Raw genomic sequence first — 26,038 nt, 5'->3', positions numbered from 1 at the left:
TGAGCTTTTTGCAGCGCCCGTTTGCGATGCATGTCAGGGCATCGGCCGGGTCAGCCTTCCGGCTGCGTTACCTGGCCAGGCTTCTCATGGTGCTGGTGGCCTGGTTTGCGTTTTTTTCTCCTGGCATTCCGGCACGAGCGGCCGATTATACGCTCGGGCCGCAGGACGTTCTGAAAATTCGCGTTTTCGAATGGCGGCCGAATGCCGGAGTGGCGTTCGAATGGGTGCCGTTGACCGGTGAATTCTCCGTGTCCGCGGCAGGCACGTTGTCGCTTCCGATCATCGGCACCGTTTCGGTCGCCGGCAAGACGCTGGATGACGTATCAGGCTTGATCGGGGAGCAGCTTCAGAAACAGGTCGGCTTGCAGAAGCGGCCCAATGCTTCCGTGGAGGTCTCGGTCTATCGGCCATTCTTCGTGACCGGCTTGGTGTCCAACCCGGGGAAATACGGCTACGTGCCTGGCCTGACGGTGATCCAGGCAATCAGCATGGCTGGCGGGCTTGGGCAGGGAGATCCTGAAATGCTCGCTCTCCAGCGCGATGCGCTGGTCAGTCACGGGGACCTCGGCCAACTGGAGTTCGAACATTACGGCCTTCTGGCGCGTCAGGCGCGTGTCGAGGCGCTTTTGGCCGGCGCGACCACGGTCTCGTTCCCGCAGGATCTGGCATCGCAAGCCTCCCGACCGGCGCTGGCGCGTGTGATGCAGGATGAGCAGGCATTGTTCGAGACCCGGCTGCACCTGATGAGCACGGAACTCGACAGGCTTGGTCAGGCCAAGATTCTGGCCACGAACCAGCTCGAAACCCTGCGACTCAAGGAAAGCTCGCTCGCCAGACAGACCGAAATGGCGGCAAAGGATCTGACCGCCGTCAACAAGATGGTGTCCCAGGGGCTGACGGTATCGTCTCGGCAGCTGGGCGCAAACCAAAGCCTCGCGGATCTCGAAAGCCGCAGCCTGGATGTCTCGCTTGCAATTCTCAAGACGCAACAGGATCTCGCCAAACTCGATCAGGAAATGGGCGATTTTCGCCAGAAATACAGAGGTGACGCGCTTACCGAGGCCGTGGACCTGCGGGATCGGCTGGCTGTCAATTCCGAAAAGGCGAAAACGGCGCGTGCGCTTCTGGCAAACCTCGAATTGCGCGCTCCTGCCGCCCTTGCCGCACTGGAAGCCGACGGCGAGCCAGCGTTTGTCATCAAGGTCAATCGGACAATCAATGGAGCGATGCAGACCCTGGTCGTCAGTGACAATGATGAAGTAGGTCCGGGCGACGTCGTGCGGGTGGAAAGAAGAGCAAGAGATATTCGGCCGAAGAACTTTTAAATCGCAGCCGGAGCCGACAGCACAAAATCGCCATCCGGCTTGAGGCCGGAAGCTAGTCGATTCCCGCTTGCTAGGGACAATCAGCACATGTTAGAATAAAATTCTCAAATGCCGGAGACGAAACTGGCCACGAGACTGGCCAAAGGACGCTGATGACTTGGGACTTGGTCATTGCATTCATCATCGGCTTGCTTTGTGCAGCCCGGTTGCCAATTTTGATCTTCACGCTCGTCGTTTTGGCCGTCGTCATCGTTTTGACGACAACCGCAATTGTTCTCGATTATTCGATATCCGATGCATTGACCTGGGCGTTCCTGGTGGCGGTGGCGCTTGAGGCGGGGTGTGTCGCCATGAATGGAATCTTCTATCTTCTCTATGTCCGGAAGCGGGTAAACCAGCGAGAGCAATCCTCGCTGGGCGTGAATTCAAAATACTCGGGAGAATGAGACGCTCAAGACCCCGCATAGGAGCGCCGTCACCTGATACTTCCTCACTCGGCCTCTCCATTTCCGGCGGTTTTTCCAAGGGTGGAAAGCGCAAGGCGTTGGGCATCTGCCATGCCGTAACGAAAGCGATAGCCGGCGTCCTTCAGTCGCTGGTTGGAAAAGCGCATTCGCCACAGAGGGTTTCTCAAAGGTAGGGTTCTAAATCTCAGGAAATCGTGAAGCCAATCGGCGACCGCCGGTATCGGTATGCTTCTATAGCGTCGGTCACGGCTGACGGAGAAAGCCTTTCGCATGAAATCGATGTGCCGTGGATCGGGGCAATCGTCCTCCGCAAGGTTATAGACCTCGACCTGGCCCGGCTCACCATGTCCGGCCAGTCCACGCTCGATAAACCAGATCATCGCGTCGGAGACGTCGCGAACATAGATGTGATGTGCATGGCGATGGGCGCCCAGCAGTCGCTTGATCGGGTTCCAGTCGCGGATCCCTATGATCTGGTTGATATCGACGACCACGGCGGGCCGCACGATCGTAAAGCGGGTCTGCCTTGCAACGGCGCGCAATGCGAGCTCGCCTGCCAGCTTGGTTCGCCCATACATTCGAACATAGGCGAGAGCCCAGTATTGCGAGGGAATATCCCGGTCGGTGGTCAAGACCGGCGACGCCTCGTCGATCAGCCGCTTTCGCCCACTCCCGTAAACCGAAACGGTGCTGGCATAACAGAAGGCGGCAATACCCTCGCGCTCGCAGGCTTGCGCAAGTTGTCGGGTGGCTTCCACATTGACCCGCTGCATGCGCTCCATCTTGCCGAGCTCGGCCGCAAGGTGCAGGACGGCGCAGCAGCCCTTGACGAGCCCATCCCAATTGTCGTCCGTCATGAAGTCGAACCGCCGCCACTCCAGGAGGCCGCCAACCTCGCTTCCATCCGCCGCCAATGGCTTCGATGTGGTGGCGCGTACGGCATAACCGCGTTCGATCAGATCCGCGACGACGACCCTGCCGATCCTGCCAGTCGCGCCGGTCACCAGAACCGGCTTTGCCTCAAGCGCATCTGGCATGGGCCGTCACCGGAACTGGTTCTCGATAGGAGTGCTTCATCTTGATGTGGTCGGCGAGGCGAACAGCCAGTGCGACGATCATCTGGGTCGGATTGCAGTGCCCGGCCGTCGGGAAGACCGAACTGCCCTGTACGAAGAGACCGCTGACGCCATGCACTTCGCAGTTGGCATCGACGACGCCACGGCCAGGTTCCGTGGACATGCGCGTTGTTCCGGTCGGATGGGCGACATCGATGAACGTCGAGGGAATTTCGGCGCCTTCCTTGACCCATTCCTCCAGCTTCGGCGCGGGCAGGCCTGCTTTCGGCAGTTCCTGGACAGCCAACTCCGCCATTCTGCGCATCGTGCGGGACTCGTCGCTGTGGCTGCGCCAGTCCACTCGCGGCAAGCGCATGCCCAGCCGGTCGCGTCGTTCAGACAGGGTCACGCGGCTATCGGGATTGGGCACCTGCTCGCACATGCATTGCAGGTCGAGTTCGGTCAGCTTGCGCGGAACCCCGTTCTTCGCACCCAGAAAGTCCCTTAACCCCCTGAAGAGCAAATTGCTGTTCGCGATGATATTGAACAGGTCCTGCGGCAGCTTCGGGGTGCGCCCCGCCATGCGACGCAAGGCATCCCAGGGATCATCCTTTGCCAACACCTCGCCGAGCCAGCCGGCGCAGTTGAGCAGCTGTTCGCGCCGCTGGATGTCGGGACTCAGCCGAAATCCGGCACGAAAGAAATGGCGACTGACATTGTATCGGCCAAAGCGCTTTTGAAGAGCATCGGAACCCGGTAGCGAAAAGGTCGCCACCGGACCCCTCAGATGGTCCATGAGGTAGCGTCCTACCTGGTCATGGTCGTTTCCCACTCCATGAGGTTTCGTCTCGTCGGAGTTCAACAGTATGCGTGCATTTTCGACGCCTCCGCAGCACAGGATCACCGCGGATGCGGTCAATACCTGCTGACTGCCGTCGGCTGCCGCAAACCGCACGCCACGGACGGCTTCTCCGGAATCCGAAACCTGAACGCTCTGCACCGTCGCCCCGGTGACGAGTGTCACATTGGCGCCGATCCGCTTGGCCACATGACGACCGAAGCGCATATATTCGTAAGGATAAGCTTCTTCCGTGTCCCGGCTGAATTGCCAGAAGACGGGGATCAGGATTTCCGGGTCGAGATCAAGCGCCGGCCGCTCGCGATTGGCAATCGCCCAGAACCGTTCATCATTGTAGCCACTGCCGAAAGCCAGGCCGAGATGGGAGGCAGTGCGCGCCAGATAGGGTTCGAGATCACCGCCGTCGATCGGCCAGCCGGAATACGGAACCCAAGGCCGCTCTTCATAGTCGATGGCGTCGAACGGGCCGCAGCGTCCACCCCAGGTGTGGGAGCTGCCGCCAACTATACGATTGCGGACGGACCACTGGTCACTGGCACGCGGCCGGCCGACATTGTCGATCTCGTCAAGTGCATCCATCAGGGGATCGCGGGCCATGCCGCCGCTTTCCAGAAGAGTGACGCGCAGGTTCGTATTCGACAATTCCTGCGCAAGCGTCGTGCCGGCCGGTCCTGACCCGACAATGCAGATGTCACATGGTGGAAGCGGAAGTACAGTCTCTCCCGAAATCGTGTTTAAATCGATGCCGGACATCCAGAAAACCTTTGCTGTTGCAATCTCATCGACATTGTATCAATGTTATTGCTCTGGACGGCGAAGAATTTCTTGTCTTCCGCCAGGTTTGACTTAACGTTTCAGCAGGGGTGTTTCCGACATTTTTATGGGAGATTTTCCTTACTATACAGGATCTTCGGAAAATTCAAAGAGGTTAAGGTATATGCAAATAGCAACCATGCCCTACTCCGAAAGACTTAGTCCCCATACACCTTTGAAGATCCTCTACGTCCAGCCGGGGACGAGCGCTTTCGCCGGTATCGAGAGGGTCGTGGATACGATCTGCTCCGGTCTGATGGATCGGTATGGAAGCGACTTCGAGGTGGACGTCCTCTACACATCGGTTCACAAAAATCGCCCGACGGAGGGCAGGAATTACACCATTATCGACCGCGTGGCTTCGAGCCGGATCGAACTGATGCGCAACTTCCGGGAGGTCATCGCCGGCAAGGATTATGACCTGATCGTCGTGCCGCAGATCGAGCCGACGGTGATCTGCATGGCCTCCTGCATCGGAATCCGGCGCCGGTTTGCCGTCCATCTCCACGGCAATCCAAAGCTGGAGCGCAGCCATATCAAGGCCAAGATCCTCTTCCTGTTGATGAAGACGCTTTTCCTGCCGAAGATCGCCTCGGTTTTCGGAACCTCGCCGCGGCAGCTCACCTCATTCAATGCGATGTTCAAGAGCAAGCGCCCGCATTATTGGGTGCCGAACCCCGTGCGAAAGTTTGACCTCTCCGATGCCGGCCAGGCACGCGTCGGCGATAACGTCACGTTCATCAATATCGGTCGCTTCTCGTTTCAAAAAGGCCAGGATATTCTCCTTGCCGCGTTTTCAGAGCTGCGGAAAAAACGGAGCAATGTCCTGCTGAAAATCGTCGGTTATGGCGACGGGGAGGCGGCCTTGCGGGCAGAGATCGACCGCCGGGGCCTCACGGACGTGGTAAGCCTGGAGCATCATCCCGAAAATCCCCAGCCCGCGCTGGCGGCAAGTGACGTCTATGTCTCCACGTCCCGATGGGAAGGGTGGTCGCTGGCGATCTGCGAAGCGTTGCGGTTTGGTCTGCCCGTCATCGCGACCGATTGCGAATTCGGCCCGAGCGATATCCTCGTCGACAGCAGGCTCGGCCTGCTCGTGCCGGTGGATCGTCGCGAGGAGCTCGTGAACGCGATGGTTTATTATTGTGACCACCTGCGTGCCGAGCAGGCCCATGCCGGCTTCCGCCAGGAATTCATTGACTGTTACAGCCCGGAGCGGGTGGTCGAGGTGCATGCCAACGCGCTGCGGAGTGCGGCAGCGGCATAGGCCTTTGCGGGCTGGCCTGAATGATACGACGTGAGGTGGATCATGACGACGTTATTGTCCCGCCGCTCATTCGCGGTCGGCGCCTTGGCCTCGGCAGGCCTCGTCGGCGGTCTCGTTTGGCGATCGAAGGCATCCGCGCGCCGGGAGGACCCGACCAGCGGGCGAGCCCTTATATTCGAGGACAATTTTACCAGGCTCGATTGGTCGACTTGGAACGCCGGTCCGAAGCCGACGACCTCCGATCCGGGCTTTTACGGCCGGTCTGCCTTCGCGAGAGACGGCGGCGAAGAGGGTTTCAATCCCTATGCGATTGTCGACGACCCGCAGGCGAGCGACGGCAGGGCGTTGGAAGTGGCTGCAAAACACATCGGACGGCCGATGAAGGTCCCCAATTATTACGGCAATGACCTCGCCGAGTTTCAATGGATATCGGGCAACATCCAGACGGCCAAGCGCGATGGCACGATCCTGAAAGGCTGGCGGCGCGGTTATTTCGAGGCGCGGATGCTCTTTCCGAGACACCCGTTGAGTTGGCCGGCTTTCTGGATGATGAACGGACGCAGCATCCTGCATCCCCAGACGAGCATCGAAATCGACGTCGTCGAGCAGAAGGGTTGGGAGCCTACGCTCTACGGGGCCTATCTGCACGAATGGGGGCAACCCGGCGAGCACAATGAAGGAACCGGAGTGCCCACGCCGATCGACATGACCGCCGGTTATTGCCGATACGGAGTGCTGGTCACCGACACCGAATGCACGATCTATTTCGAACGGCAGCCCATCATTGATACCAGGACCGGAATGCCGGCGGTCTGGACGATCAACCGCTCCGCACAACTCGATGCCGAGCAGGATGTGTTCTGGCCGGTCCTCACGCTTGCCCTGCGTTCGGATGTCCCTTATCCACAGCCACTCTTGCCCGCGGACACGCTCACACGCATGCGGGTCGATTATTTCCGGGTCTATGCCTGACGGACAAGCTTGAGGCGCGCGATCAACTCACCCTCACGGTCATGTAGTGGGTCGACGGGGCTGTCAGCGTTTCGTGCTCGGGCTCGGCGCTCGAAAGGCCGGCCAGGATGAAGAACACCAGGCCGAGATCGACGGTCGGCCCCGCAACCATGGCGCCGATCATCAGGCAGGCGCAGCCGTTGCGCGCTGCCAGCCGGACATCCGAGGTGAAGGTGCGTGGCATCCCGCGCCGTTTCGAGAATGCCGAGATCGCAAAGAGCGAAAACATGATCGTTCCGGGTATTCCCACATTGGAGAGCAGGGCGAACAGGAAGCTTGATGTGCGGGAGGTGCCGAGGCCTACCCCGAGACCGTAGGAATCGAGAAAATTCTGGTATCCATAGGTATTCCAGGAACCGCGTTCTACTGCGGAAGGTGATGTGGACTTGCTGAAGATGAGCAGGTCAAAATAGTCGTAGAGCTGTCGGAAAAGCGCGTCGTTGAGGGCAATCACCAATGCGATGAGACAAACCAGGGGCGGTGCAAACAGCACGATCGCCGAACTGTTCCTGGTGCCGGACTGCCCGCCACAGCGGAAGAAGGCGGTGATATACAAGATCACGAAGCAAAGCGGCAAAGCCAGCAGGCCAGCCGACGACGTAGAGCGTATCACCAGCAGGGTCGTGACAAGGAAAAGGGCGCCGCTCCATCTCAGGTCGCGTCCGCAGAGCCATAGCGTGCCGGTAAATCCGACGGCGGCGAGGCTGATGCCGGCGAACGCAGACGCCTCCGGCCATGAGCCGACGATACGCTTGACCCCGGCCACGACGTCATCGTCGTGAAATGTGTATTGGGCATTGCGGATGTAGAGAAAGAGGTCTTGAGCCCCGGTGCCATAGGTCGCGATGTCGAGCAGGGCAAAGAAGGCATTCGCGCCGGCGAATACCAGAACCCCGACGGTGATCGCCCTGAAGCCAGCCATGGTGGATCCGATCGCCAGGATCAGCACATAGGCGAGAAGATCTGCTGAAACGTAGACCGCCTGGGTAAAATTGCTGGAGACCGGCCCCAAAGGCACTGTGCTGCCGGTGGATGGATATTCGGAAGACCCGAGCGGGATGATGTCCGTCATGCGGGCCAGCAGGCGCGGCGCGAAGAAACCCAACACTGTTCCGTAGATCAGCAGACAGGCCAGCCAGAACCCTGGCCTCGGAAAGTGCAGTGCCTTCAGCGCGATGCTGAACTTATCTCGATAGGTGAGGACGCTCAGAGCAAGGAATGCGAGAAAGAGGTGCGCCGGCTGAATGTTTGCGGAACCCACCAGGATCGCGGCCGCAGCACCGAAAACGGAAAGGCCGATGAAGACGACGATGCTCGCATGATATCCCGCGAACAGACAGTAGGCCCCCAGAACGAGCGTAAATATCCCGATGGGCTCCAAACTCATGCGCGATACCTGTCGTTGCCGGTGCTCATCAGCCCATAGATCCGGTATTTGATGCCGGCGAAGGAGATCGTGGGGCCATGGCGGCGGCCGGAGCCGAACCGGCCGTCTCGGCGCCTTGCTCCGTCCTCATCGGCGTTTCGATGATGAAAGTTGGCCGGTCCCGCTTGGCGCCAGGCTGGGCACGGGCGTTGGGCCGCACCTGTGCGACGATCATCTTCCAGCTCCTCAGGACCGGATCGAAATAGGCGCCCTTGAGCGTATTGAATTTCTGCAATGAGGCGTCGCTGTAGCCGGAAATGCCGAACACCGCCTTTTCTCCTTTCTCAGGCCTGTAGCCGGTTCCAAACATCCAGTCGAAGATCGAAAGGTTGGTTCCGAAATTCTTGTCCCAATGGCGCTCGACCTTGCTGTGGTGGATCTGATGCATGTGGGGGCTGATCAGGAACCGGTCGAACCAACCCAGACTGACCGGAATATGCGAGTGCTTGAGGGGGTCGAGAGTCCAGATAGCGAATAGCTTGCTCGCGACGGCCCGCAGGGCGACGGCCTCGACGAGGCTGATGCCGAACAGGAACATGAACAGCCCGGCAAACATGCCGGTGATCACGCCGGCAACGATCCCGCCGTAGACCAGCGGGAACGAGTGGCCGCGCTTGGATGTCAGGGGATTAAGGAAATCGGCCGAGTGATGGACTTTGTGCAGCTCCCACAAGGCAGGCACCTTGTGTTCGAGATAATGTACCAGGTAATCGGCGAACTCGGCAGCAATCAGCATCACGATCGTGCACGAGAACGTCACGACGTAGTTGATACCCAGCGGTGAAAAGTCTGCAAAGACGGACCGCAAGCCAAAATCCATCGCGCCGGAAACCAGAGCCGTGGCCGCGAGGCCCGGGGCGACAAAGACGAGATCCGTCAGCTTTCTCCAGACATAGATGATGACATCCATGTGGAAACTTTTCGATGTGAGCACGTTGAAAGGCACGCAGTGCTCGAACATTTCCCGGAATGAAAAGTCCGAACTGTCTCTCCGCAGCAGAAAGAAGAAGCTCAGCAATCCGGCGCCGAAAAAAATCCCCCATGTAATGGCGAACTGCGGAAAATTCAGAAAATATGCCTGCAGATTTTCCATCTTGATCCCTTTCACTCGTTGCGTGGAGCCGAACGTGCTTCACGTCAGGACGCATTGGGGGACTGTGTATGGTCGCTATGGGCGGCAAGGCACACAACGCGGCGACGAATCTGCCGAAGACCTGTTCCAAGGCTCGATCCTTCGCCGTTCTTCGCAAGTTACGGCAAAACCCAAGGTCGGTCGTTTTCCGAGCCGAGCCCTAGGTTATCTCCGTATCGCAAGCGGATCGTATCGTTTTGAACCGTAGTGGCAACAGCATCAAAAGGTTTAGGAAGGATCGACATTCGCACGCCGCTTGTGAATTTTCGGACGGACCCTCAATGATTTGGCTGCGGCGATCACTGGCTGATAAGCGCCGCCTCGTTGAGCGGGTACATCATAGCAGTTCTGTTTCTGATCGTGGTCGGGGGCCGGCTTGTGCGGCATGCCGCGACCCTGCTTGCATCAAGACTGCCAGGGATGTTACCTCGCGGCTGGGATCGTGGACGTCGGATTTCATTCCGATCCATTCAAGCCCGTGGCGATATCGGTCGACATTGACTAGCCGCCAAATTGAGTGCCCGGGGGGCGACCCGGTATTTGGCCGCTGACCGCATCAGAGTTCGTCTAGCCCTTCATTCAGCGTCTCGATGTTGCGTAGCCGCTTTCTTCCCTCGACGCCTGCCTTCTCCAGGCATCGGGTGATCAGCAGATGGCAGAGGGCCATGACCGCCGTATGGTTGAATAGTGGGCCGGGTGCCAGGGTCTGGCATTGGAAATGCCAGGTTGCCGACGTCTCGAACGCGGCACCCTCGTCGGTGATGTAGAGGAACTTCGCTTTTGACTTCCGAAGCTGGGTGAGGATGGCGTCCACCTGAGCGATTCTCCGGCGCATGGCGAAGAATATGACCACGTCGTCTTCCCGCAGGCTGACAAGATGTTCTCCAAGCGTCTGCCCCGCGCCGGGGATTGCGACGATATCCTCGATGACCTGGGTCAACTGCCATTGCAGGTAGGAGGCAAAGGGATGGCTGCTCCGGAAACCGAGCACCCAAACCTTCCGGGCCGCAATCATCGCTTCCGTCACGGCCTCGATCTGGCCCTCGGAAATGGAAAGGAACGTCGCTTCAAGATTGGCGACCCCCTGGGCGACATGCGCTTGCATCGATTGGGCCGCCGCGGCGTCGGCAGCGGTCGTCAGGAAGAGCCGGGAACCGGTCTGCTTTTCGGCCCGGGCATGACGGCGGGCTTCCTCGTAGTTTTCGTAGCCGAGGCGCTGGATGAAGCGCGTCACCGTGGCCTTGGAGACATGCGCAAGCGCGGCAAGCTCCTGTGCCGAATAGCTGGCAAGTTCGCCGGGAAAGTCGCAGACGAATTCCCCCACGCGCTTCTCGGCAGGGTGCAACTGGGGAATTGCCTGCCTTACGCGATACAGGAACGATTTATCCTTCGGCACGGTAAGCTCCGCCAAGACATCAGCGCGCGGACTTTCCGGCTGGACGCCGCGACTTGCAACAGAAAAAACGACCCCTCCATGGCATTGCCTGGGAGATGCCCCCATCAGTTCGCCCTCGATCCGGCTTCAGGAGCATGGGCCATCCGGGAAAGCAGCAGTTCGACAGCGGAGCGGATAGGCGCAATCACCGGTGACGAGAGAGCCCGCTGAAGATCGGCCGCCGCCTGGCCCAGCGGACCGCCGCCGATGATGACGGCTTCGGCGCCATCCCGCTCGAGACATTCGCGAACCGCGATCTCAAGGGCCGCGTGCAAACGTGCGGGGTCGGAGGCAAGGACCAGCGGATCCCCGCTGGTCAGCCGCGTACCGGTAAAGAGGTGGGCAAGGCCAAGCGTTTCAGCCTTGGCGGCGAAGCTCACCACGAGGTCGGGGGTAACGGTCGCAATGCCGAAACGCCGGCCTCCGGTGGAGGCTTCGTACATGCTCGCCTCGCAGATGCCGACCGTCGGCAGGCTGGACAGGGCCTTCAGGCGATCGAGGCCCGGATCGCCGAACGCGCTGACGATCAGCCCATCGCTAAATTGCTCCGCCGCCAACCCCATTTCGACGACGCCGCCGGCCGATGCAGCAAGCTCCTCGCCATTCAGGATCATCGATACTCCTCTCGTGGCGGTGACCCCCTCCAGGGAGAATTTTTCCGGCAGGTATGTCCGGGCGATCTCGGTCATCATGGCCGTCGTCGCCCGGGAGGTGTTCGGATTGATCAACGTGATACGCGTCATGTCTCGTTCCGTGCGCAATTGCCCGGATGCCCTCCCTGCCTTGTCATCGTCTCTCATCATCTTTGGCGTTCAGGCGCATTGCACACAAGCGACGCTGCCGGTCCCGCCGACCGGCATCAAGGCTGGTACTTCCGTGCGGCAGAGATCGGAAACCTGCGCGCAGCGTGGCGCGAAGGCGCAACCGGGCGGCATGGCGGCCAGGTCCGGCGGTGCCCCGGGAATGGTGATCAGCCGGTCGCGTCCGTGGGCCAGTTCGACGCGGGCACCGAGCAGCCCCTTGGTATATGGGTGTCTCGGTTCGCGGATGATGTCGGCAACCCTGCCTTCCTCGACGATTCGCCCGGCATACATCACCGCGATCCGGTCCGCGACCTCCGCCGCGACGCCGATATCATGGGTGACGAAGATGACGGAGAGCCCGTACTCCTTTTGCAAATCGCGGATCAGCAGGAGGATCTGGATCTGTACCGTTGCATCGAGAGCCGTGGTCGGTTCGTCGGCGAGCAGGACCTTCGGATTGCAGGCGAGCGCCATGGCGATCATCGATCGCTGCAGCATGCCGCCGGACATTTCATGCGGATAGTTCTGCAGCCGGCGCTCCGGGGAGGGGATCTTGACCTTCTGGAAGAGAGCAAGCGCGCGCGCCGCGGCTTGCGCGCGCGAGATGCCCTCATGCCGCATGATGGTTTCTTCTATCTGGCGGCCAAGCGTATAGACCGGGTCAAGCGCCAGCCGCGGCTCCTGGAAGACCATCGAGGCGACGGCGCCGCGAAAGGCACCGAGATCCTTGGCCGTCAATCCCGTCACATCGCGGCCGGCGACCGTCATCGAGCCTTCGATCGTCGTGCCTTTGGGGTGCAGGCGCAGCAGCGAGCGCATCGTGACGCTCTTGCCGGACCCGGATTCGCCGAGCAGCGCAACAACCTCACCCGGCTGCACCGAAAGGCTGACGCCGTTGACGGCTTTGACGGGCTTTCGGCCGCGGTTGAACGTCACGGAAAGATTGCGAATATCGATCATCGCGGCGGTTTGCATGGTCATGCCTCCATCAATGCCGGTGCACGGCTGTGGCGGGAGCCCGGTACGGACATCAGGCAGGCTGCGGACTGGCTTTCGGAAACGCTGGCAAGCGGCGGCAAATTCTCGCTGCAGATGCTTTCGGCGAACGAACAGCGGGTGTGGAACCGACAGCCCGAAGGCGGATCGATCGGGTTCGGCGGGTCGCCCGAGAGCGGCGGCTCTAAGGTTCTTTCGGAGGGGTCCATCTTTGGCATCGAGGCCAGCAGCGCCGCGGAATAGGGATGGCGGGTGTTTTCGAAGATCGCGTCCCGGCTGCCGATCTCGGCCACCTTGCCGAGATACATGACCATAACCCGGTCGCACATGAAGCGCACGACGTTGAGGTCGTGGGAGATGAACAGGTAAGTCAGCCCGAAATCCCGCTTCAGGTCGAGGAGCAGGTTCAGGACCTGCGCCTCCACCGACTTGTCGAGCGCCGACACGGCTTCGTCGAGGATGATGAGCCGCGGTTCGAGTGCGAGCGCCCGGGCGATGTTGACGCGCTGCCGCTGTCCGCCCGACAGTTCGTGCGGGTAGCGGCCGGCAAAGCGCGACGGCTCCAGCCCGACCCGGTGCAGCAGGTCGTGGGCCCTGGTGATCGCCCTGCCTGCAGCAATGCCATGCACACGTGGCGCAAAGGCTATGGATTCTTCAATTGTCAGCCGCGGGTTGAGGGAGGCGTAGCTGTCCTGAAAGACCATCTGGACCTGGCGGCGGTAGTCGGAAAGCGGCAGCGCGCCGCCAACCGTCTCACCGTCGAACAGGATATCGCCTCGGTCGGGCAAGATGAGCTGCATCAGCAGCCGCGCCGTGGTGGACTTGCCGCAGCCGCTTTCTCCGACGACCCCGAGCGTCTCGCCCTTGAGGATGTCGAAATCCACGCCATCGACGGCGCGGACAACCTTCTTCGGCTTCATGAAACCGCTGCCCTTGACCGGGAAATGCTTGATGAGGCCGCGCGCGGAGATGAGCGGCTGAGCAGGCCCGCCCCTTTCGCCGACGGGAAGATCGTAGGCAGGTTCTTCAACGATGCTGATCATGACTTCACATCCATGGCTGTGCGCAGCCCGTCTGAGAAAAGGTTGAAGCAAATCGAGGTGATGAAGATCATCACGCCGGGCAGGGCCGCCACGAACGGGTTGTTGTAGATCGCTGTGCGAAGCGTGTTCAGCATCAGTCCCCATTCGGCATCCGGCGGCCGCACGCCGAGGCCAAGGAAGGAGAGGCCAGAGGCGAGGATCATCGATACGGATATCAGGCTCGTGGCGAAGACGAAGATCGGGCCGAGCACATTGCCGAGGATATGGACCCGGATGATCGTCATCGGCGGGGCGCCGGACGCCCGTGCCGCGTCCACGTAGTCGAGCTTGCGGACCTGGGTGGTGACGCTTTCGGCAACGCGGGCGATCTGCGGGATGAAGACGACGGTCAGCGAGACCAGCGCATTGGTGAGCCCCGCGCCGAGTGCACCCGACAGCGCCACGGCCAGAAGGACCGACGGAAAGGCGTAGAAGACGTCGACCGTGCGCATTATCAGCGTGTTGACGATGCCGCCCGCGTAACCGGCGACGATCCCGATCGTCGAGCCGATGATGAAGGCGATCGGTACCGGGATGACGCCCATGATGAGCGAAAGTCGCGCGCCGTAGATCAGCCGGGAGAGCATGTCGCGGCCGAGTTCGTCCGTGCCGAAGATATAGCCTGGCGTGCCGATCGGCTTGAGGCGGCGGATGACGCTGCCCTTGGAGGGATCGTAAGGCGCGATATAGGGAGCGAAAATCGCGATCAGCACCAGGATCAGAAGAATAGCGAGGGCCGCCATGGCGACCGGATCGCGGCAGATGCGGCGCAGCACGCTGCTCCAGAAGCCGGGCGACTTGGCGATAGCGGCAGGCGAAGGGGCCGCGATGTCTGCGGTGACGACAGCCATGTGTCAGCTCCTCTGGATGCGGGGATCGATCGCGCTCTGCAGCACGTCTACGACGAGGTTGAGGAAAACGAAGAACATGGCGAGCACCAGGATCGTCCCCTGCAGGATGGGCAGGTCGCGGGTGAAGATCGCGCCGTTCAGCAGGAAGCCGGTTCCGGGCCAGGAGAAAACCGTTTCGATCAGGATCGAGCCGCCAAGCAGGTAACCGAGTTGCAGTCCCATGACCGAGAGCGCGGTCGGCGCGGCGTTGCGCACCACGTGGCGCAGGATCTGTGGTGTCATAAGCCCCTTGGCGGCCAGTGCCTGGGTGAAGTCCTGGGAGAGGATATCGGCGACCAGCGAGCGGATGGTGCGGGCGATGATGCCCATCGGGATGACCGACATGGTGATCGCGGGCAAGATGAGGAACTGCAGGTAAGCCCAGCTTAGGTTTCGGCCCGACGATCCCTCCGGTCCGCCGCCCATGGCCGGCAGCCAGCCGAGAGTGACGGAAAAGGCGATGACCAGCACCATGCCGAGCCAATAATGAGGCACGCTGACACCGAGCATCGAAACCGCCGATGCCAGGCGATCCACCCACCCGCCGCGAAAGACGCCGGCCAGGAAACCCAGGGAGGAACCTGCCACGAAGCCGATAACGGCGGCAGCGAGAGCAAGGATGATGGAATTGACGGATGCATCCAGGATCTCGTTCAACACCGGCCGGCCGCTGGCGATCGAGGTACCGAGATCGCCCTGCAGCGCATGCCATGCCCAAAGGGCATATTGGACAGGAAGCGGCCGGTCGAGGCCGTAGAAGCTGCGCATCTGCGTCTGCAGCTCGGCAGAGGCATCCGAAGGCAGGATGGCGGCGAGCGGATCGCCCGGAGCGATATGGATCAGCATGAAGCATACGATGCTCACGCCGATCGTGACGGGAATGACGTGCAGAAGTCGTTTCAGGGCATAGAGCAGCATGGTGTCCTCACCGGGAGAGGTTGATCGGGCATCATGAAAGGCGGTGCGCCGATCGCCGGCGCACCGCCTGCTCGGGATTACTCCATGGTAATCGTCGAAAAATCCTGGAACCAGTTCTGGGCCTGGACGAAGCCCTTGACCTTGGCGGTCATGGCGCGGGGGTTGACGTCATGCGTCACCATCAGGAACAGCGCATCGTTCACGTATTTCTCGTGCACCTGCTGCATCACCTTGTCCTGCTCCACGGGATCGAAGGTATTGCGCACCTTGTCGAACAGCGCGTCCATATCCTTGTCGCAATAATAACCCCAGTTGGTGCCGGTCGGCGGGGCGAGCTTGCACTGCGACTGGCGGATCATGGCGGTGAAGGGATCCTGGATGAAATAGCTGTAGTTGATCGCGGTGGCGCCCTTGGCGCTCGGATCCTTGGCACCCGCCCGCCAGATGTTGATGACGGTATTCCAGTCGGCGACCTCGTATTCGATATTGATGCCGACTTCGGCAAGCGTCTGCTGGATATACTCGTTCATCTGCAACGGCAGCATCTGGCCCGAGCCAGACGAGGAAATGATGACCTTGGTCTTGAGCGGCTTGTCGGGGCCGTAACCCGCTTCCTTCATCAGCTTCTTGGCTTCCTCGACATTGTATTCCACCTTGAAGGTCGGCTTGCCGAACCACTGGTGGCCGGGCGGCATGTAGCCTTGCGCCGGTACGGAAAGTCCGCCGAGAAGCTCGTTGAGGCCATCGCGGTCAACGGCAAGGTTTGCGGCCTTCCGGACTCGGATATCGTTCCACGGGGAACCGTCGATGCGCGACAGGTGCCAGGTCCAGTTATGCGGATAGGAATTGGTGATGATCTTGAGGCCGGCCTCCTTCAGTGATTTCACCGAATCCGGGGCGGGAGCCTCGATCCAGTCGACCTGGCCGGAGCGAAGCGCCGCGACACGGGTATTGGGTTCCGGCAACGGGATCAGGACGAGCTTGTCGAGCTTGGGAACGCGCGCTTTGTCCCAATAGTCCTTGTTGGGTGTCAGTTCGGCCCGTTCGCGGGGCGTAAAGCCGCTTTCCATCTTCCATGGGCCGGTGCCGGAGGGCTTTTGGGCAACCGTATCCCAGTTCTTGCCCTGCTTTTCCCAGTTCGCCGGCGAGGAAAGCAGGATCCAGCTCAGCTGGTAGGGAAGCGTCGCATCTGGCGTGTTGGTGGTGATTTCGACGGTCAGGGGATCCACGACCTTGTAGGAAGCGACCGCCGGGATGCGCGACTTGCCCTGGGCCGCCTGGCGCTTGTCGAACTGTGGCGCGTCCGCCTTCAGAAGCTTGTCGAGGTTCCAGACGACCGCATCCGCATTGAAGGCGCTGCCGTCATGGAATTTGACGCCATCGCGGAGCTTGAAGATCCATTTGGTCTTATCGGCCGGATCGACCTGCCAGGATGTCGCAAGGCTTGGAATGAGGGCAGACGGTTTGTCGGCTTTCGAAAGGTCCCACTCGATCAGGGAATTGTAGACCGTATAACCCATGAAGCGCTGGCCTTCGCCGCCCTGGTCGGTCTGGCCGGTGGTGAGCGGGATATCGGAAGCGGTCATGCCGATGCGCAGCGTTCCAGCCGCCAGCGCGGGGGTGGCGGCGGCTGCAAGGAGTGCAACTGCGGTCGCGCCAAATACCGTCGTCAACCGCAGGTCCCGGAAAATGCCGATGCCGTGCCGGCTACTTGATGATGTGTTGGTCATGCTGTTCCCTCTTTTATTGAAGTCGCTGGACTTTGACCCAGTCATCAAAGGAGAAGCAGATTTCATGCCAATTTCTGTGAAACCAGGATTTCACTCATCTCGAAAGGAACAGCGCAGATGGATGAGCGTGATTTCGAGATAGGGGCGGCTCGTGCCGAATTCTGTGGCGAGACTGCGAGGCGTCTGCCGAAAAATGCCGCGCCGGTATCCGCAGCGTCGATGTGGGGCGGATGTCCTGAACGGCTGCTTCAGTGGATCCTCGAGAGGGGCTGTTGCACTTCGCGGCGTGGCTGCGAGGTCGTCGGTTAGGCAGATAAATGGCGAAAATCTTGGAGCCACGGTTTGTCGGCTTGAATTTATCGGTTGATTAGAGGCGCACGGCGCTTAAAGCATAAGCGTATCAGACGCCGCGAAATTGGACCGCAAAACAGACCCATGACCAACAGAGATTATTATTCGAACCTCGGCGGTTTGCCGCCACAGACAGATCTTCTTTCCAGCAAGGCTGTTTTCACGACATCCTATGCGGTCATCCCCCGAACAGTCATGTCAGACATCGTGGCCAGCCTGCTTCCCCATTGGCAGGGAACCCGCGCATGGATCATCTCCCGCCCGATGACGGGGTTTTCGGAGACGTTCTCGCAATACATCGTGGAAGTTCAGCCTGGCGGCGGAAGCGACCGGCCGGAACCCAACGCGCGCGCCGAGGCGGCGATCTTCGTCGTCGAGGGCGAGATGTCGATCGAGTTTGCCGGAAACGATCATGCGCTGAGGGCAGGCTCCTTTGCATATATCCCGGCCGGATCGCCGTGGAAGCTGCGCAATCGCGGCACGGCACCGGTCAAATTCCACTGGGTTCGCAAGGCCTTTCAGGCTGTCGAGGGGCTGGAAGCTCCGCCGGCGGTCTTCACCCATGAAGACGAGCATCCGATTTCATGGATGCCGGATACGGGCGACCGCTGGGGAACAACCCGTTTCGTCGACACCTCCGACGTCCGCTACGACATGCATCTCAACATCGTCACCCTGGAACCGGGCGCGACCATCCCCTTCATGGAGACCCATGTGATGGAGCATGGCCTCTACGTTCTCGAAGGCAAGGCGGTCTACAGGCTCAATCAGGATTGGGTGGAGGTCGAGGCGGGCGACTACATGTGGCTGCGCGCCTTTTGCCCGCAGGCCTGTTATGCTGGCGGCCCCGGCCGCTTCCGTTACCTGCTCTACAAGGACGTCAACCGCCACACCGAACTGTGGTAGTCGCTGCCCGACGAGCGCGAGCGGCGTCCTGGCATCGGGACGCCGTCAGCCGAGTTCGAGAGTGGTAATTCCGAACACGCCCGGCATACGCACCGCCGGCGCCGGACCGCGATACATCCGCGCGGTCGTGAAGCCTTTCACAAAACGATGCGCCTCGAGATAGGCTGAAAATTCCGTCTGCAGGGCCGGGACGTCGACATGCAGGGTTTCGTTGCCGATCTCGGCGGCGCAGGCGCTCAGCAGCTTTTGCGCGTCGGCGGCTGACCGGGCAAACAGCGGACCGATCTTGTAGCCGTCATGGCATTTGCGGCAGACGGCATAGCCGCAGACATTGCCGTCGCGGATGATGACCTTGGCAGCCCGCGGCGGCTTCAGCCAGGCGGTCAGGAAAGCATCGCGCTCCGAAGGGAAGAAAGCTCGGTCAAAGTCAAAAATGGCGGGCACGAGATCGTCGGTGATCGCGGTTACATCGGCATCGCGGTTTCCGACGAGGCTGCCGCTCCAGCGAAACGTCTCGTAGGCCGGCTCGAAACCCATGCCGCGATAATTCGCCTGCTGTTCCGGCACGCCGTCGAGGCCGATCGTCCGGCCGTCGAGATGTGCCATCCCGGCATCCCAGACCTTTCTGCCAAGACCCCTGCCGCGAAAATCCTGATGGGCGATATAGAGGCCGATGAAGCCGAAATCGGAACCGTAGCGGACCGCGGATATGCCGGCTCCCATCTGATCGTCTACGAAACAGCCGAGGAAACCTTGAGGGTCGGCGGCATGAAGGGCCGGCGCATCGGCAAGGCCCGGATTCCAGCCCTCGATCCGTGCCCAGTCGACGAGCTGTTCGAGCTCGAAGGAGGTGAGCGCGCGAATGGTGGCGTGAGTTTTCATTTGGCGGCGAGTTTCCCGGGCTCGAAATCTTCGAGCAGGCCTTTATAGGGCTTGCGGACCGGAGAAGCATAGGCGCCACGCTTGGCCGTCGACAAACCCAATGTCACCAGTGCCTCGGCCTGTTTCACCGCCGCCGCGACGCCGTCGATCACAGGCACGCCGAATTCGCGGCGCAGTTCGGCCGTGAGGTCGGCCATGCCGGCGCAGCCGAGCACGATTGCCTCCGCCCTGTCGTCGCGCAGCGCAGTGGCGATCTCGCTGCGCAGCCGGTCGCGGGCATTGGAATTGGGGTCTTCCAGTGACAGGACCGGAATATCGGCGGCCCGCACCTTGCACCGTCCGGCCATGCCGTAGCGATCAACCAGGTGTTCGAGCGGCAGGCGCGAGCGCTCCATGGTGGTGACGATGGTGAAGCGCTGGGCGATGAAGGCGGTGGTGGCGACGGCCGCTTCGCAGATGCCGACCACAGGAATATTGGACAGTGCCCGTGCGGCGTCGAGCCCCGTGTCGTCGAAACAGGCGATGATCGCCGCATCGGCGCCGGCCTTCGCCCCCTTGGCGATCTCGATCAGCAGGCCGGGCACCGCGAAGACCTCGTCATAGTAGCCCTCGATCGAGACCGGCCCCATGGAGGAGGTGACGGCAAGGATTCCGGTGCCGGCATTGGCGACGCGGATTGCGGAATCGGCGATCGTCGCCGTCATGCTGGCGGTGGTATTCGGGTTTACGACGAGAATGCGCATTCTGTTCACGACCGCAGGCGGCGGCGATTGAGGTGGACGATCAGGCCGAGCGTGCCGGCGATGACAAGGAAGGAAAAGGCCGTCGTCACGGTACCGAGCGCGTAGAGCACCGGAGTCGTGACATTGGTCGTCATGCCGTAGATTTCGAGCGGCAGCGTGTTGAACGAGCCTGCCGTCATCAACGTGCGGGCGAATTCGTCATAGGACAGCGTAAAACCGAACAGGCCGACGCCGACAAGGCTCGGCGCGATCATCGGCAGCACGACGTGGCGGAAGGTCTGCCAGGACGAAGCGCCGAGATCGCGCGCGGCTTCCTCGTAGGCCGGCGAAAAGCGGTTGAAGACGGCGAACATGATCAGGACGCCGAAGGGCAGCGTCCAGGTGAGGTGCGCACCGAAGGCGGACGTATACCAGGACGGCTGAAAACCGAGCTGCTGGAATACGACGCCGATGCCGAGCGAGATGATGATAGAGGGGACGACGAGGCTCGCCACCGCGAGATAGAACAGTGCCGTCGAGCCGATGAAGCGGCGGCGGAAGGCGAGGCCCGCGAGCAGCGAGACGACGACGGTGACGATCATCACCATGATGCCGAGTATCGCGGAACGGCGGAACGATCCGCCGAAATCGCCGACCGCCTGTGTCTCGAACAGGTTGGCGAACCAGCGCAGCGACACGCCGTTCAGCGGGAAGGTCAGGCCGCCGTTCGGTCCCTGGAAGGAGAGGATGAGGATCGCCGAGAGCGGGCCGTAAAGGAACAGCACGAAGATGGCGAAGAAGATGGCGAGAAGGTAGAATTCGCGGCCGCGCTTGTCGCTGTGCATCTCAGAACTCCCTTTTTCCTAAAGCTCTTTGCGGATGTCGACGATGCGAAGAATGCCCGCGACCATCAGGAGAACGAGGACGAGCAGTACCACCGCGTTGGCGGCGGCTGCCGGGTATTGAAGCAGCGACATCTGGTTCTTCATCATCAGCGCCACCGAAGCGCTCTGGCCGCCGGACATCACCTGAACGGTCGAAAAGTCGGCCATGACCAGGGTCACGACGAAGATGGTACCGATCGCCATGCCGGGCTTGGCAAGCGGAATGATGACGTTGGTGAGGATCTGGATGCTCGTGGCGCCGGCATCGCGCGCGGCTTCGACCAGCGACTTGTCGATGCGCATCAGCGTGTTGAAGATCGGCGTCACCATGAACAGCGTGTAGAGATGCACCATTGCGAGCACCACCGCGAAATCCGAATAGAGCAGCCATTCGATCGGTTCTGGGATGATCCCGGCATTGATCAGCGTCGTGTTGACAAGGCCGTTACGCCCGAGCACCGGTATCCACGAGATCATGCGGATGATGTTCGACGTCAGGAACGGCACGGTGCAGACGAGGAAGAGCACCATCTGCATGGCGGTGGTGCGGATGTGGAAGGCCAGAAAATAGGCGACCCAGAAACCGACGAACAGCGTGATCGCCCAGACGAGGAAAGCAAATTTCAAGGTATTCAGATAGGTCTTCCAGGTCACCCACGAACCGAGGGTCTCGGCATAATTCATCGACAGGAAATCCGGATACATCTGGGCGAAGTCGTAGTCCCAGAAGCTGACGACGGAGATCATCAGGATCGGCAGCAGCAGGAAGGCGCCGAGGATCAGCGCCAGCGGCGTTGCCTGAAGATAGGAGATCAGCGCCGGCGACAGACGAAAGCTTCTCGCCTTCGCCATGTCGGCCCTATCTGGTTCCGAGGATGTGATCGTGGCCATGTTTCGTCTCCCTGGGGTCACCCGAGAGAGGAATATGCTTCCTCACCCGGTCGTCATCCTCGGGCTTGACCCGAGGATCCATTTCGTCGGCCGTACGCCCTTTCGCTCTCTCGCCCCTGGCGTGGATCCTCGGGTCAAGCCCGAGGATGACGGCGTAAGGGATGCTGGGCTTGCAGCGCCGGACCCCGGGCCTTACGCCGCGATGAACTCGTTCCAGCGGCGGACCATGTAACGGTCCTCGTCCATCACCGAGTTCCAGCAGGCGACGTGGCCCATGCGTTCTTCGAAGGAGCCGCCGTCACGGATTGCGCCGGCCTTTTCCATGACCTTGCCGTCCGGAGCGACGATATCGCCCTTGGCCGGCTTGCCTTCGATCCAGTAGCCCCATTCGTCGGCGGACATGTGGGCCTTGGCGGTTTCCATGGCGGCCGAATAGTAGCCCTGACGATTGAGATAGGCGCCGACCCAGCCGGACGTGTACCAGTTGATATATTCATAGGCAGCGTCGAGCTTGGCGCCGGAGAGATGGGCTGCGAGGCCCAGACCACCGCCCCACGAGCGGTAACCTTCCTTGAGCGGCTGGTATTTGCAGGCGATGCCCTTGGAGCGGACGGCGGCGACGGCCGGCGACCACATCGACTGGATGACGACCTCGCCTGAGGCCATCAGGTTGACGCTCTCGTCGAACGATTTCCAGAAGGCGCGGAACTGGCCTGCCTGCTTGGCCTTGATCAGGAAGTCGATCGTCTTGTCGATTTCCGCCTTGGTCATGTTGCCCTTGTCGGCATACTTGATGTTGCCCATGGCTTCCATGATCATCGCGGCATCCATGATGCCGATCGACGGGATGTTGAGGATCGAGGCCTTGCCCTTGAACTTCGGGTCCATGATGTCGGCCCAGGTCGAGATCTCGCGGCCGACGAGGTCCGGGCGGATGCCGAGCGTGTCGGCGTTGTAGATGGTCGGAACCATCGTGAACCACTTGGTCTCTTCCTTGGCGAAGGTCTTGTCGCCGGGCTTTGCGACATAACCGACCGTGTGCGGCGCGGTCCCTTGAGCGATCACGCTGTCCGGCTTCAGCTTGCCGTTTTTAAACAGCGGCACGATCTTGTCGTAATACTTGAGCTTGGTCGTATCCATCGGCTGGATGACGCCGGCCGGATAGACCTTCTTGAGGATCCAGTATTCGATGTCGGCGATGTCGTAGGAGTTCGGCTGGGTGACGGCGCGCTGGGCGGCCGCGTCAGAGTCCGTCGCAGTCATTTCGAGCGTGATGCCGAGGTCGGCCTTGCACTTCTCGGCGATCGCGTTGAGGTTCGAAACGCCGGTGCCGAACTGGCGCAGCGTAATCGGGTTCTGGGCCCAGATGGTCGGGAAGCCGGTGATCGCCCCGGAGCCGGCGGCAAGACCGGCCGCGGCGGACGCCGTCTTCAAAAGCGTTCGGCGCGAAATTCCCTTAGGTGTCTTCTTGGTCTCAGTCATTGCCCTGTTCTCCTCTGGTTGAGTTTTTTGGTGGCATCAGTTCTTGAGGCGACCGAGGACGATCGCGTCCTCGCGGCCCCAGGAAAGCGGGATCGCTTCTCCGACCTTGACCGGATTGGCGAAAAACTCGGCGTCGGTCAGGATCGCGGTGAAATCCTCGATCCCGGCGCCGTTCACCGAGAGTTTTACCGAGGAGCCGCGATATTCGACGTTGGAAACCGAGCCGGTGAATCCGAGGCCTTTTTCCGAAGGCTCGCCGATGCGGACATGGTCCGTGCGGATGGCGATGTCGGCGGTGTCGGTCAGCCCGGCTGCGCCGTCATCGGTGGCCAGGAAATCGCCACCTGCAGGCACGGACAACATCAGCTTGTCGCCGGAACTCTGTGTCACCCGGCCGGAAATGACATTGTGATCGCCCATGAATTTGGCGACGAAGGCGGTGGCCGGCTTTTCGAACACCACGCGCGGATGGGCGGCCTGTTCGATCCGGCCATCGTTCATGACGACGATCAGGTCGGCGAGCGCCATCGCCTCCTCCTGGCTGTGCGTCACATGCACGAAGGTGATGCCGAGCGATGTCTGCAGCTTCTTCAGTTCCGCGCGCATGCGGATCTTCAGGAACGGGTCGAGCGCCGAGAGCGGTTCGTCGAGAAGCAGCGCTTCCGGATCGGTGATCAGCGCGCGGGCCAGCGCCACGCGCTGCTGCTGGCCGCCGGAAAGCTGGGCCGGACGGCGGGTCGCATAGGCTTCGAGTTGCATCAGTCGCAGCATGTCCATCGCCTTGGCGCGCCGTTCGTCCTTGTCGACGCCCTTCATCTTCAGGCTGAAGGCGATGTTGTCGATGAGGTCGAGATGCGGGAATAGGGCATAGGACTGGAACATCATCGCCGTGCCGCGTTTGGCCGGAGGCAGGTCGGTGACGACGGTATTGCCGAGGCGGACGTCGCCCGAGGAAATGCTCTCGTGCCCCGCGATCATCCGGAGCGTCGAGGTCTTGCCGCAACCGGAAGGGCCGAGCAGGCAGCAATAGGTTCCGGCGGGAATCTTCAAGCTGATCGCGTGAACGGCAGTGGTTGTTCCGTAGATCTTAGAGACTGAAGCGATGTCGATTTCGGCGGCTTTGCTCATCAGGCGCTCCCTTGCGTCTGATATTGTTATGCATCAGCCATGCCAACTCGATTAAACGTCTAGAAAGGCTTGAGTTTACCTGAACGGGTCAGCGGTCGGGTTTTACTGGTGCGCAAAAATCAGGCGATCGTTTTCGATCCATTGGGCAAATCGTATGCAATCTTGGTGTTGGATCAAAAACAAGTTGCTTGGCATCCGGTAGACACTCGGGTTACAAAGGCCGTACATTGGGCCGCAGTGATGAATATCAGCGAAAAAATCAATTTTACGGATACCGCGCCAGAGGACCGCTCTCAGGAAGACCGCTCCATGGCGATTCGGGAAACCTTGCGGAATGCGATCATCGACCGACGTCTGGCGCCCGGCACGAAACTTTCCGAAAGCGAAGTCGGCTCCCTGTTCGACGTCAGCCGCACGGTTGCCCGCGCCGCCCTGCAGATGCTCGCCTTCGAAGGCCTGGTGAAGACCGAACGCAATCGCGGCGCCTTCGTCTCCAATCCGTCGCCGGAAGAGGCGCGGCAGATTTTTGCGTCCCGCCGGCTGATCGAGCCCGGCATCGTCGCGGCCGCGGTCGAGCGGATCACGCCTGAGGACATTGCGAAGTTCCGTCGTCAGCTCGACGAGGAACAGCGTTATCTGAACGAGCGCGGTCCGGCCGCTCGCCGCGCCGAGATCAAGGCGTCCGGCGATTTCCACCTGATGCTTGCCTCCGTTGCCGGCAATGTCATCCTGCAGCGCTTCATGGACGAACTCGTTGCGCGTTCATCGCTGGTGATCGCGCTCTATGGCCGCTCCGGCGTGTCGAGCTGCGGGCATTCCGAGCATACTGCCGTTCTCGACGCCCTGGAAAAGGGCGACGGCGAGCGCGCCGCCAAGCTCATGATCCACCACATCGACCATATCGAGGCGGATCTCGATCTTCAGTTGAAGCAGGGCTCGGGTCTCAAGGACGCCCTGTCGCTCGCCTAACCGCGCAAGTGTCGCAAGGCCTCGGTATAGGCGGCCAGGTCCCGTTCCGGGTCGGCGGGCAGTGCGGCGGCGCGAATGACCCGGCCGCCACCTTCCTCGATGCCGAGGTCGATCATCAGATTGTCGGCTTTGCCATGGTTCTCGATCGACAGGCCGTCCGGCCCCCGAGGTCTCCCGCTGCTCTCGTCGATCTCGAGCCCGGAATACCAGATCGACCGCACCCGCGTGCCATAGTCGTCGGGGTGGTTGGTATAGGCCCAGACCCGTTTGCCGAGCGCGATCATGAAGCCGATTTCGTAGACGGTGCCGGGATCGGCGCTGATGCCGCGGAACGGCGTGATATTGGCGAGGCAGACATCCGCCCGCCGCATCGCGCCATCGTTGCGCTGGTAGATCGCGGCTGCCGTCAGCTGGCCTACGGGCGCCTGGTTTTCGTCGCTGCCGGGACCGGTCGGCTCAAAACCGAAGCTGCGGGCGAGCCGGCGCTTCTCGCCCATCACGATCTGGGCGTCGGGCAAAAATACTTCGGGGCCGGCGAGATAGATGGTCGGCATGAAAATCCTCTGATGAATCGGTCGGTACCAAATGTTCCATAGCGTCCTGTCCGGTGCATT

Annotated in this window: 24 protein-coding genes; 6 read left to right on the top strand and 18 right to left on the bottom strand. The window is 61.0% G+C overall.

Annotated features, from left to right (window positions below; genetic code table 11):
- Window positions 1-26: 26 nt before the first annotated feature.
- Both GQ59_RS25240 and GQ59_RS25235 read left to right on the top strand, forming a co-directional pair.
- Window positions 27-1,325: a polysaccharide biosynthesis/export family protein gene (locus GQ59_RS25240; RefSeq protein ID WP_152564457.1), complete on the top strand. Its 1,299-nt coding sequence runs from the start codon at window positions 27-29 to the stop codon at window positions 1,323-1,325.
- Between the two features lie 164 nt (window positions 1,326-1,489).
- Window positions 1,490-1,771, top strand: coding sequence for a hypothetical protein (locus GQ59_RS25235; RefSeq protein ID WP_207642196.1), 282 nt, complete (start codon window positions 1,490-1,492; stop codon window positions 1,769-1,771).
- A 44-nt stretch (window positions 1,772-1,815) separates the two neighbouring features.
- Here GQ59_RS25235 and GQ59_RS25230 read toward each other — a convergent pair whose 3' ends face one another.
- Both GQ59_RS25230 and GQ59_RS25225 read right to left on the bottom strand, forming a co-directional pair.
- Window positions 1,816-2,829, bottom strand: a complete 1,014-nt coding sequence (locus GQ59_RS25230; protein WP_037086525.1) for an NAD-dependent epimerase/dehydratase family protein — start codon at window positions 2,827-2,829, stop codon at window positions 1,816-1,818.
- Window positions 2,813-4,459 carry a GMC oxidoreductase gene (locus tag GQ59_RS25225; RefSeq protein WP_051904198.1) on the bottom strand — a complete coding sequence of 549 codons (1,647 nt, stop codon included), beginning with the start codon at window positions 4,457-4,459 and terminating at the stop codon, window positions 2,813-2,815. The genes GQ59_RS25230 and GQ59_RS25225 overlap by 17 nt, the downstream gene beginning before the upstream one ends.
- 184 nt (window positions 4,460-4,643) lie before the next feature.
- Between GQ59_RS25225 and GQ59_RS25220 the strand changes: the two genes are divergently transcribed.
- Both GQ59_RS25220 and GQ59_RS25215 read left to right on the top strand, forming a co-directional pair.
- Window positions 4,644-5,786 (top strand): glycosyltransferase, encoded by a 1,143-nt coding sequence (locus GQ59_RS25220; RefSeq protein ID WP_037086523.1) that lies wholly within the window; start codon window positions 4,644-4,646, stop codon window positions 5,784-5,786.
- Between the two features lie 42 nt (window positions 5,787-5,828).
- Window positions 5,829-6,758 carry a LamG domain-containing protein gene (locus GQ59_RS25215; RefSeq protein ID WP_037086522.1) on the top strand — a complete coding sequence of 310 codons (930 nt, stop codon included), beginning with the start codon at window positions 5,829-5,831 and terminating at the stop codon, window positions 6,756-6,758.
- A gap of 22 nt (window positions 6,759-6,780) precedes the next feature.
- Here the strand turns inward: GQ59_RS25215 and GQ59_RS25210 are convergent, their stop codons facing one another.
- From GQ59_RS25210 to GQ59_RS25170, 9 genes are all read right to left on the bottom strand, one after another.
- The gene (locus GQ59_RS25210) at window positions 6,781-8,184 is read right to left on the bottom strand and encodes a hypothetical protein (RefSeq protein WP_037086519.1); all 1,404 of its coding nucleotides are present in this window, start codon (window positions 8,182-8,184) and stop codon (window positions 6,781-6,783) included.
- Between the two features lie 28 nt (window positions 8,185-8,212).
- On the bottom strand, window positions 8,213-9,133 hold the full coding sequence (locus tag GQ59_RS25205) for a sterol desaturase family protein (protein ID WP_162183319.1): 921 nt from the start codon (window positions 9,131-9,133) through the stop codon (window positions 8,213-8,215).
- 778 nt (window positions 9,134-9,911) lie between these two features.
- On the bottom strand, window positions 9,912-10,751 hold the full coding sequence (locus GQ59_RS25200; RefSeq protein WP_037086560.1) for a MurR/RpiR family transcriptional regulator: 840 nt from the start codon (window positions 10,749-10,751) through the stop codon (window positions 9,912-9,914).
- A gap of 104 nt (window positions 10,752-10,855) precedes the next feature.
- Window positions 10,856-11,533 carry an aspartate/glutamate racemase family protein gene (locus GQ59_RS25195; RefSeq protein WP_037086516.1) on the bottom strand — a complete coding sequence of 226 codons (678 nt, stop codon included), beginning with the start codon at window positions 11,531-11,533 and terminating at the stop codon, window positions 10,856-10,858.
- A 69-nt stretch (window positions 11,534-11,602) separates the two neighbouring features.
- Window positions 11,603-12,568: an ABC transporter ATP-binding protein gene (locus GQ59_RS25190; protein WP_432762609.1), complete on the bottom strand. Its 966-nt coding sequence runs from the start codon at window positions 12,566-12,568 to the stop codon at window positions 11,603-11,605.
- A 2-nt stretch (window positions 12,569-12,570) separates the two neighbouring features.
- Window positions 12,571-13,632 (bottom strand): ABC transporter ATP-binding protein, encoded by a 1,062-nt coding sequence (locus GQ59_RS25185; protein ID WP_037086511.1) that lies wholly within the window; start codon window positions 13,630-13,632, stop codon window positions 12,571-12,573.
- Window positions 13,629-14,522 carry an ABC transporter permease gene (locus GQ59_RS25180; RefSeq protein ID WP_037086509.1) on the bottom strand — a complete coding sequence of 298 codons (894 nt, stop codon included), beginning with the start codon at window positions 14,520-14,522 and terminating at the stop codon, window positions 13,629-13,631. The genes GQ59_RS25185 and GQ59_RS25180 overlap by 4 nt, the downstream gene beginning before the upstream one ends.
- Before the next feature lie 3 nt (window positions 14,523-14,525).
- Entirely contained in the window at window positions 14,526-15,479 is a 954-nt protein-coding gene (locus tag GQ59_RS25175) for an ABC transporter permease (protein WP_037086507.1), read from the bottom strand.
- Between the two features lie 77 nt (window positions 15,480-15,556).
- Window positions 15,557-17,065, bottom strand: a complete 1,509-nt coding sequence (locus GQ59_RS25170) for an ABC transporter substrate-binding protein (RefSeq protein WP_244448059.1) — start codon at window positions 17,063-17,065, stop codon at window positions 15,557-15,559.
- A gap of 579 nt (window positions 17,066-17,644) precedes the next feature.
- On the opposite strand from GQ59_RS25170, the gene GQ59_RS25165 reads away from it, so the two are divergent.
- Window positions 17,645-18,466 (top strand): bifunctional allantoicase/(S)-ureidoglycine aminohydrolase, encoded by an 822-nt coding sequence (locus GQ59_RS25165; protein WP_037086505.1) that lies wholly within the window; start codon window positions 17,645-17,647, stop codon window positions 18,464-18,466.
- A 45-nt stretch (window positions 18,467-18,511) separates the two neighbouring features.
- Here the strand turns inward: GQ59_RS25165 and GQ59_RS25160 are convergent, their stop codons facing one another.
- The 6 genes from GQ59_RS25160 to GQ59_RS25135 all read right to left on the bottom strand — a co-directional run bounded on the left by GQ59_RS25160 (window position 18,512) and on the right by GQ59_RS25135 (window position 24,455).
- Window positions 18,512-19,348: a GNAT family N-acetyltransferase gene (locus GQ59_RS25160; RefSeq protein ID WP_037086503.1), complete on the bottom strand. Its 837-nt coding sequence runs from the start codon at window positions 19,346-19,348 to the stop codon at window positions 18,512-18,514.
- Entirely contained in the window at window positions 19,345-20,091 is a 747-nt protein-coding gene (locus GQ59_RS25155) for an aspartate/glutamate racemase family protein (RefSeq protein ID WP_037086501.1), read from the bottom strand. Before GQ59_RS25155 ends, GQ59_RS25160 begins: the two co-directional genes overlap by 4 nt.
- Before the next feature lie 5 nt (window positions 20,092-20,096).
- Window positions 20,097-20,915: an ABC transporter permease gene (locus GQ59_RS25150; protein ID WP_037086499.1), complete on the bottom strand. Its 819-nt coding sequence runs from the start codon at window positions 20,913-20,915 to the stop codon at window positions 20,097-20,099.
- Between the two features lie 18 nt (window positions 20,916-20,933).
- Window positions 20,934-21,845 carry an ABC transporter permease gene (locus GQ59_RS25145; RefSeq protein WP_051904197.1) on the bottom strand — a complete coding sequence of 304 codons (912 nt, stop codon included), beginning with the start codon at window positions 21,843-21,845 and terminating at the stop codon, window positions 20,934-20,936.
- 192 nt (window positions 21,846-22,037) lie between these two features.
- A complete protein-coding gene (locus GQ59_RS25140) occupies window positions 22,038-23,327 on the bottom strand; it encodes an ABC transporter substrate-binding protein (RefSeq protein WP_037086497.1) in 1,290 nt (429 codons plus the stop codon).
- A gap of 36 nt (window positions 23,328-23,363) precedes the next feature.
- The gene (locus tag GQ59_RS25135) at window positions 23,364-24,455 is read right to left on the bottom strand and encodes an ABC transporter ATP-binding protein (protein WP_037086494.1); all 1,092 of its coding nucleotides are present in this window, start codon (window positions 24,453-24,455) and stop codon (window positions 23,364-23,366) included.
- A 240-nt stretch (window positions 24,456-24,695) separates the two neighbouring features.
- Here GQ59_RS25135 and GQ59_RS25130 point away from each other — a divergent pair, with 240 nt between their 5' ends.
- Entirely contained in the window at window positions 24,696-25,424 is a 729-nt protein-coding gene (locus GQ59_RS25130) for a GntR family transcriptional regulator (RefSeq protein ID WP_037086492.1), read from the top strand.
- On the opposite strand, the gene GQ59_RS25125 is transcribed toward GQ59_RS25130, so the two are convergent.
- The gene (locus GQ59_RS25125; protein WP_037086554.1) at window positions 25,421-25,978 is read right to left on the bottom strand and encodes a nucleoside 2-deoxyribosyltransferase; all 558 of its coding nucleotides are present in this window, start codon (window positions 25,976-25,978) and stop codon (window positions 25,421-25,423) included. The two genes, GQ59_RS25130 and GQ59_RS25125, sit on opposite strands and share 4 nt — an antisense overlap.
- Between the last annotated feature and the right edge of the window lie 60 nt (window positions 25,979-26,038).

The sequence above is a fragment of the Neorhizobium vignae genome (assembly GCF_000732195.1).
GTDB classification, from domain to species: domain Bacteria; phylum Pseudomonadota; class Alphaproteobacteria; order Rhizobiales; family Rhizobiaceae; genus Neorhizobium; species Neorhizobium vignae.
This window is presented reverse-complemented; position numbering and strand designations above follow the sequence as displayed.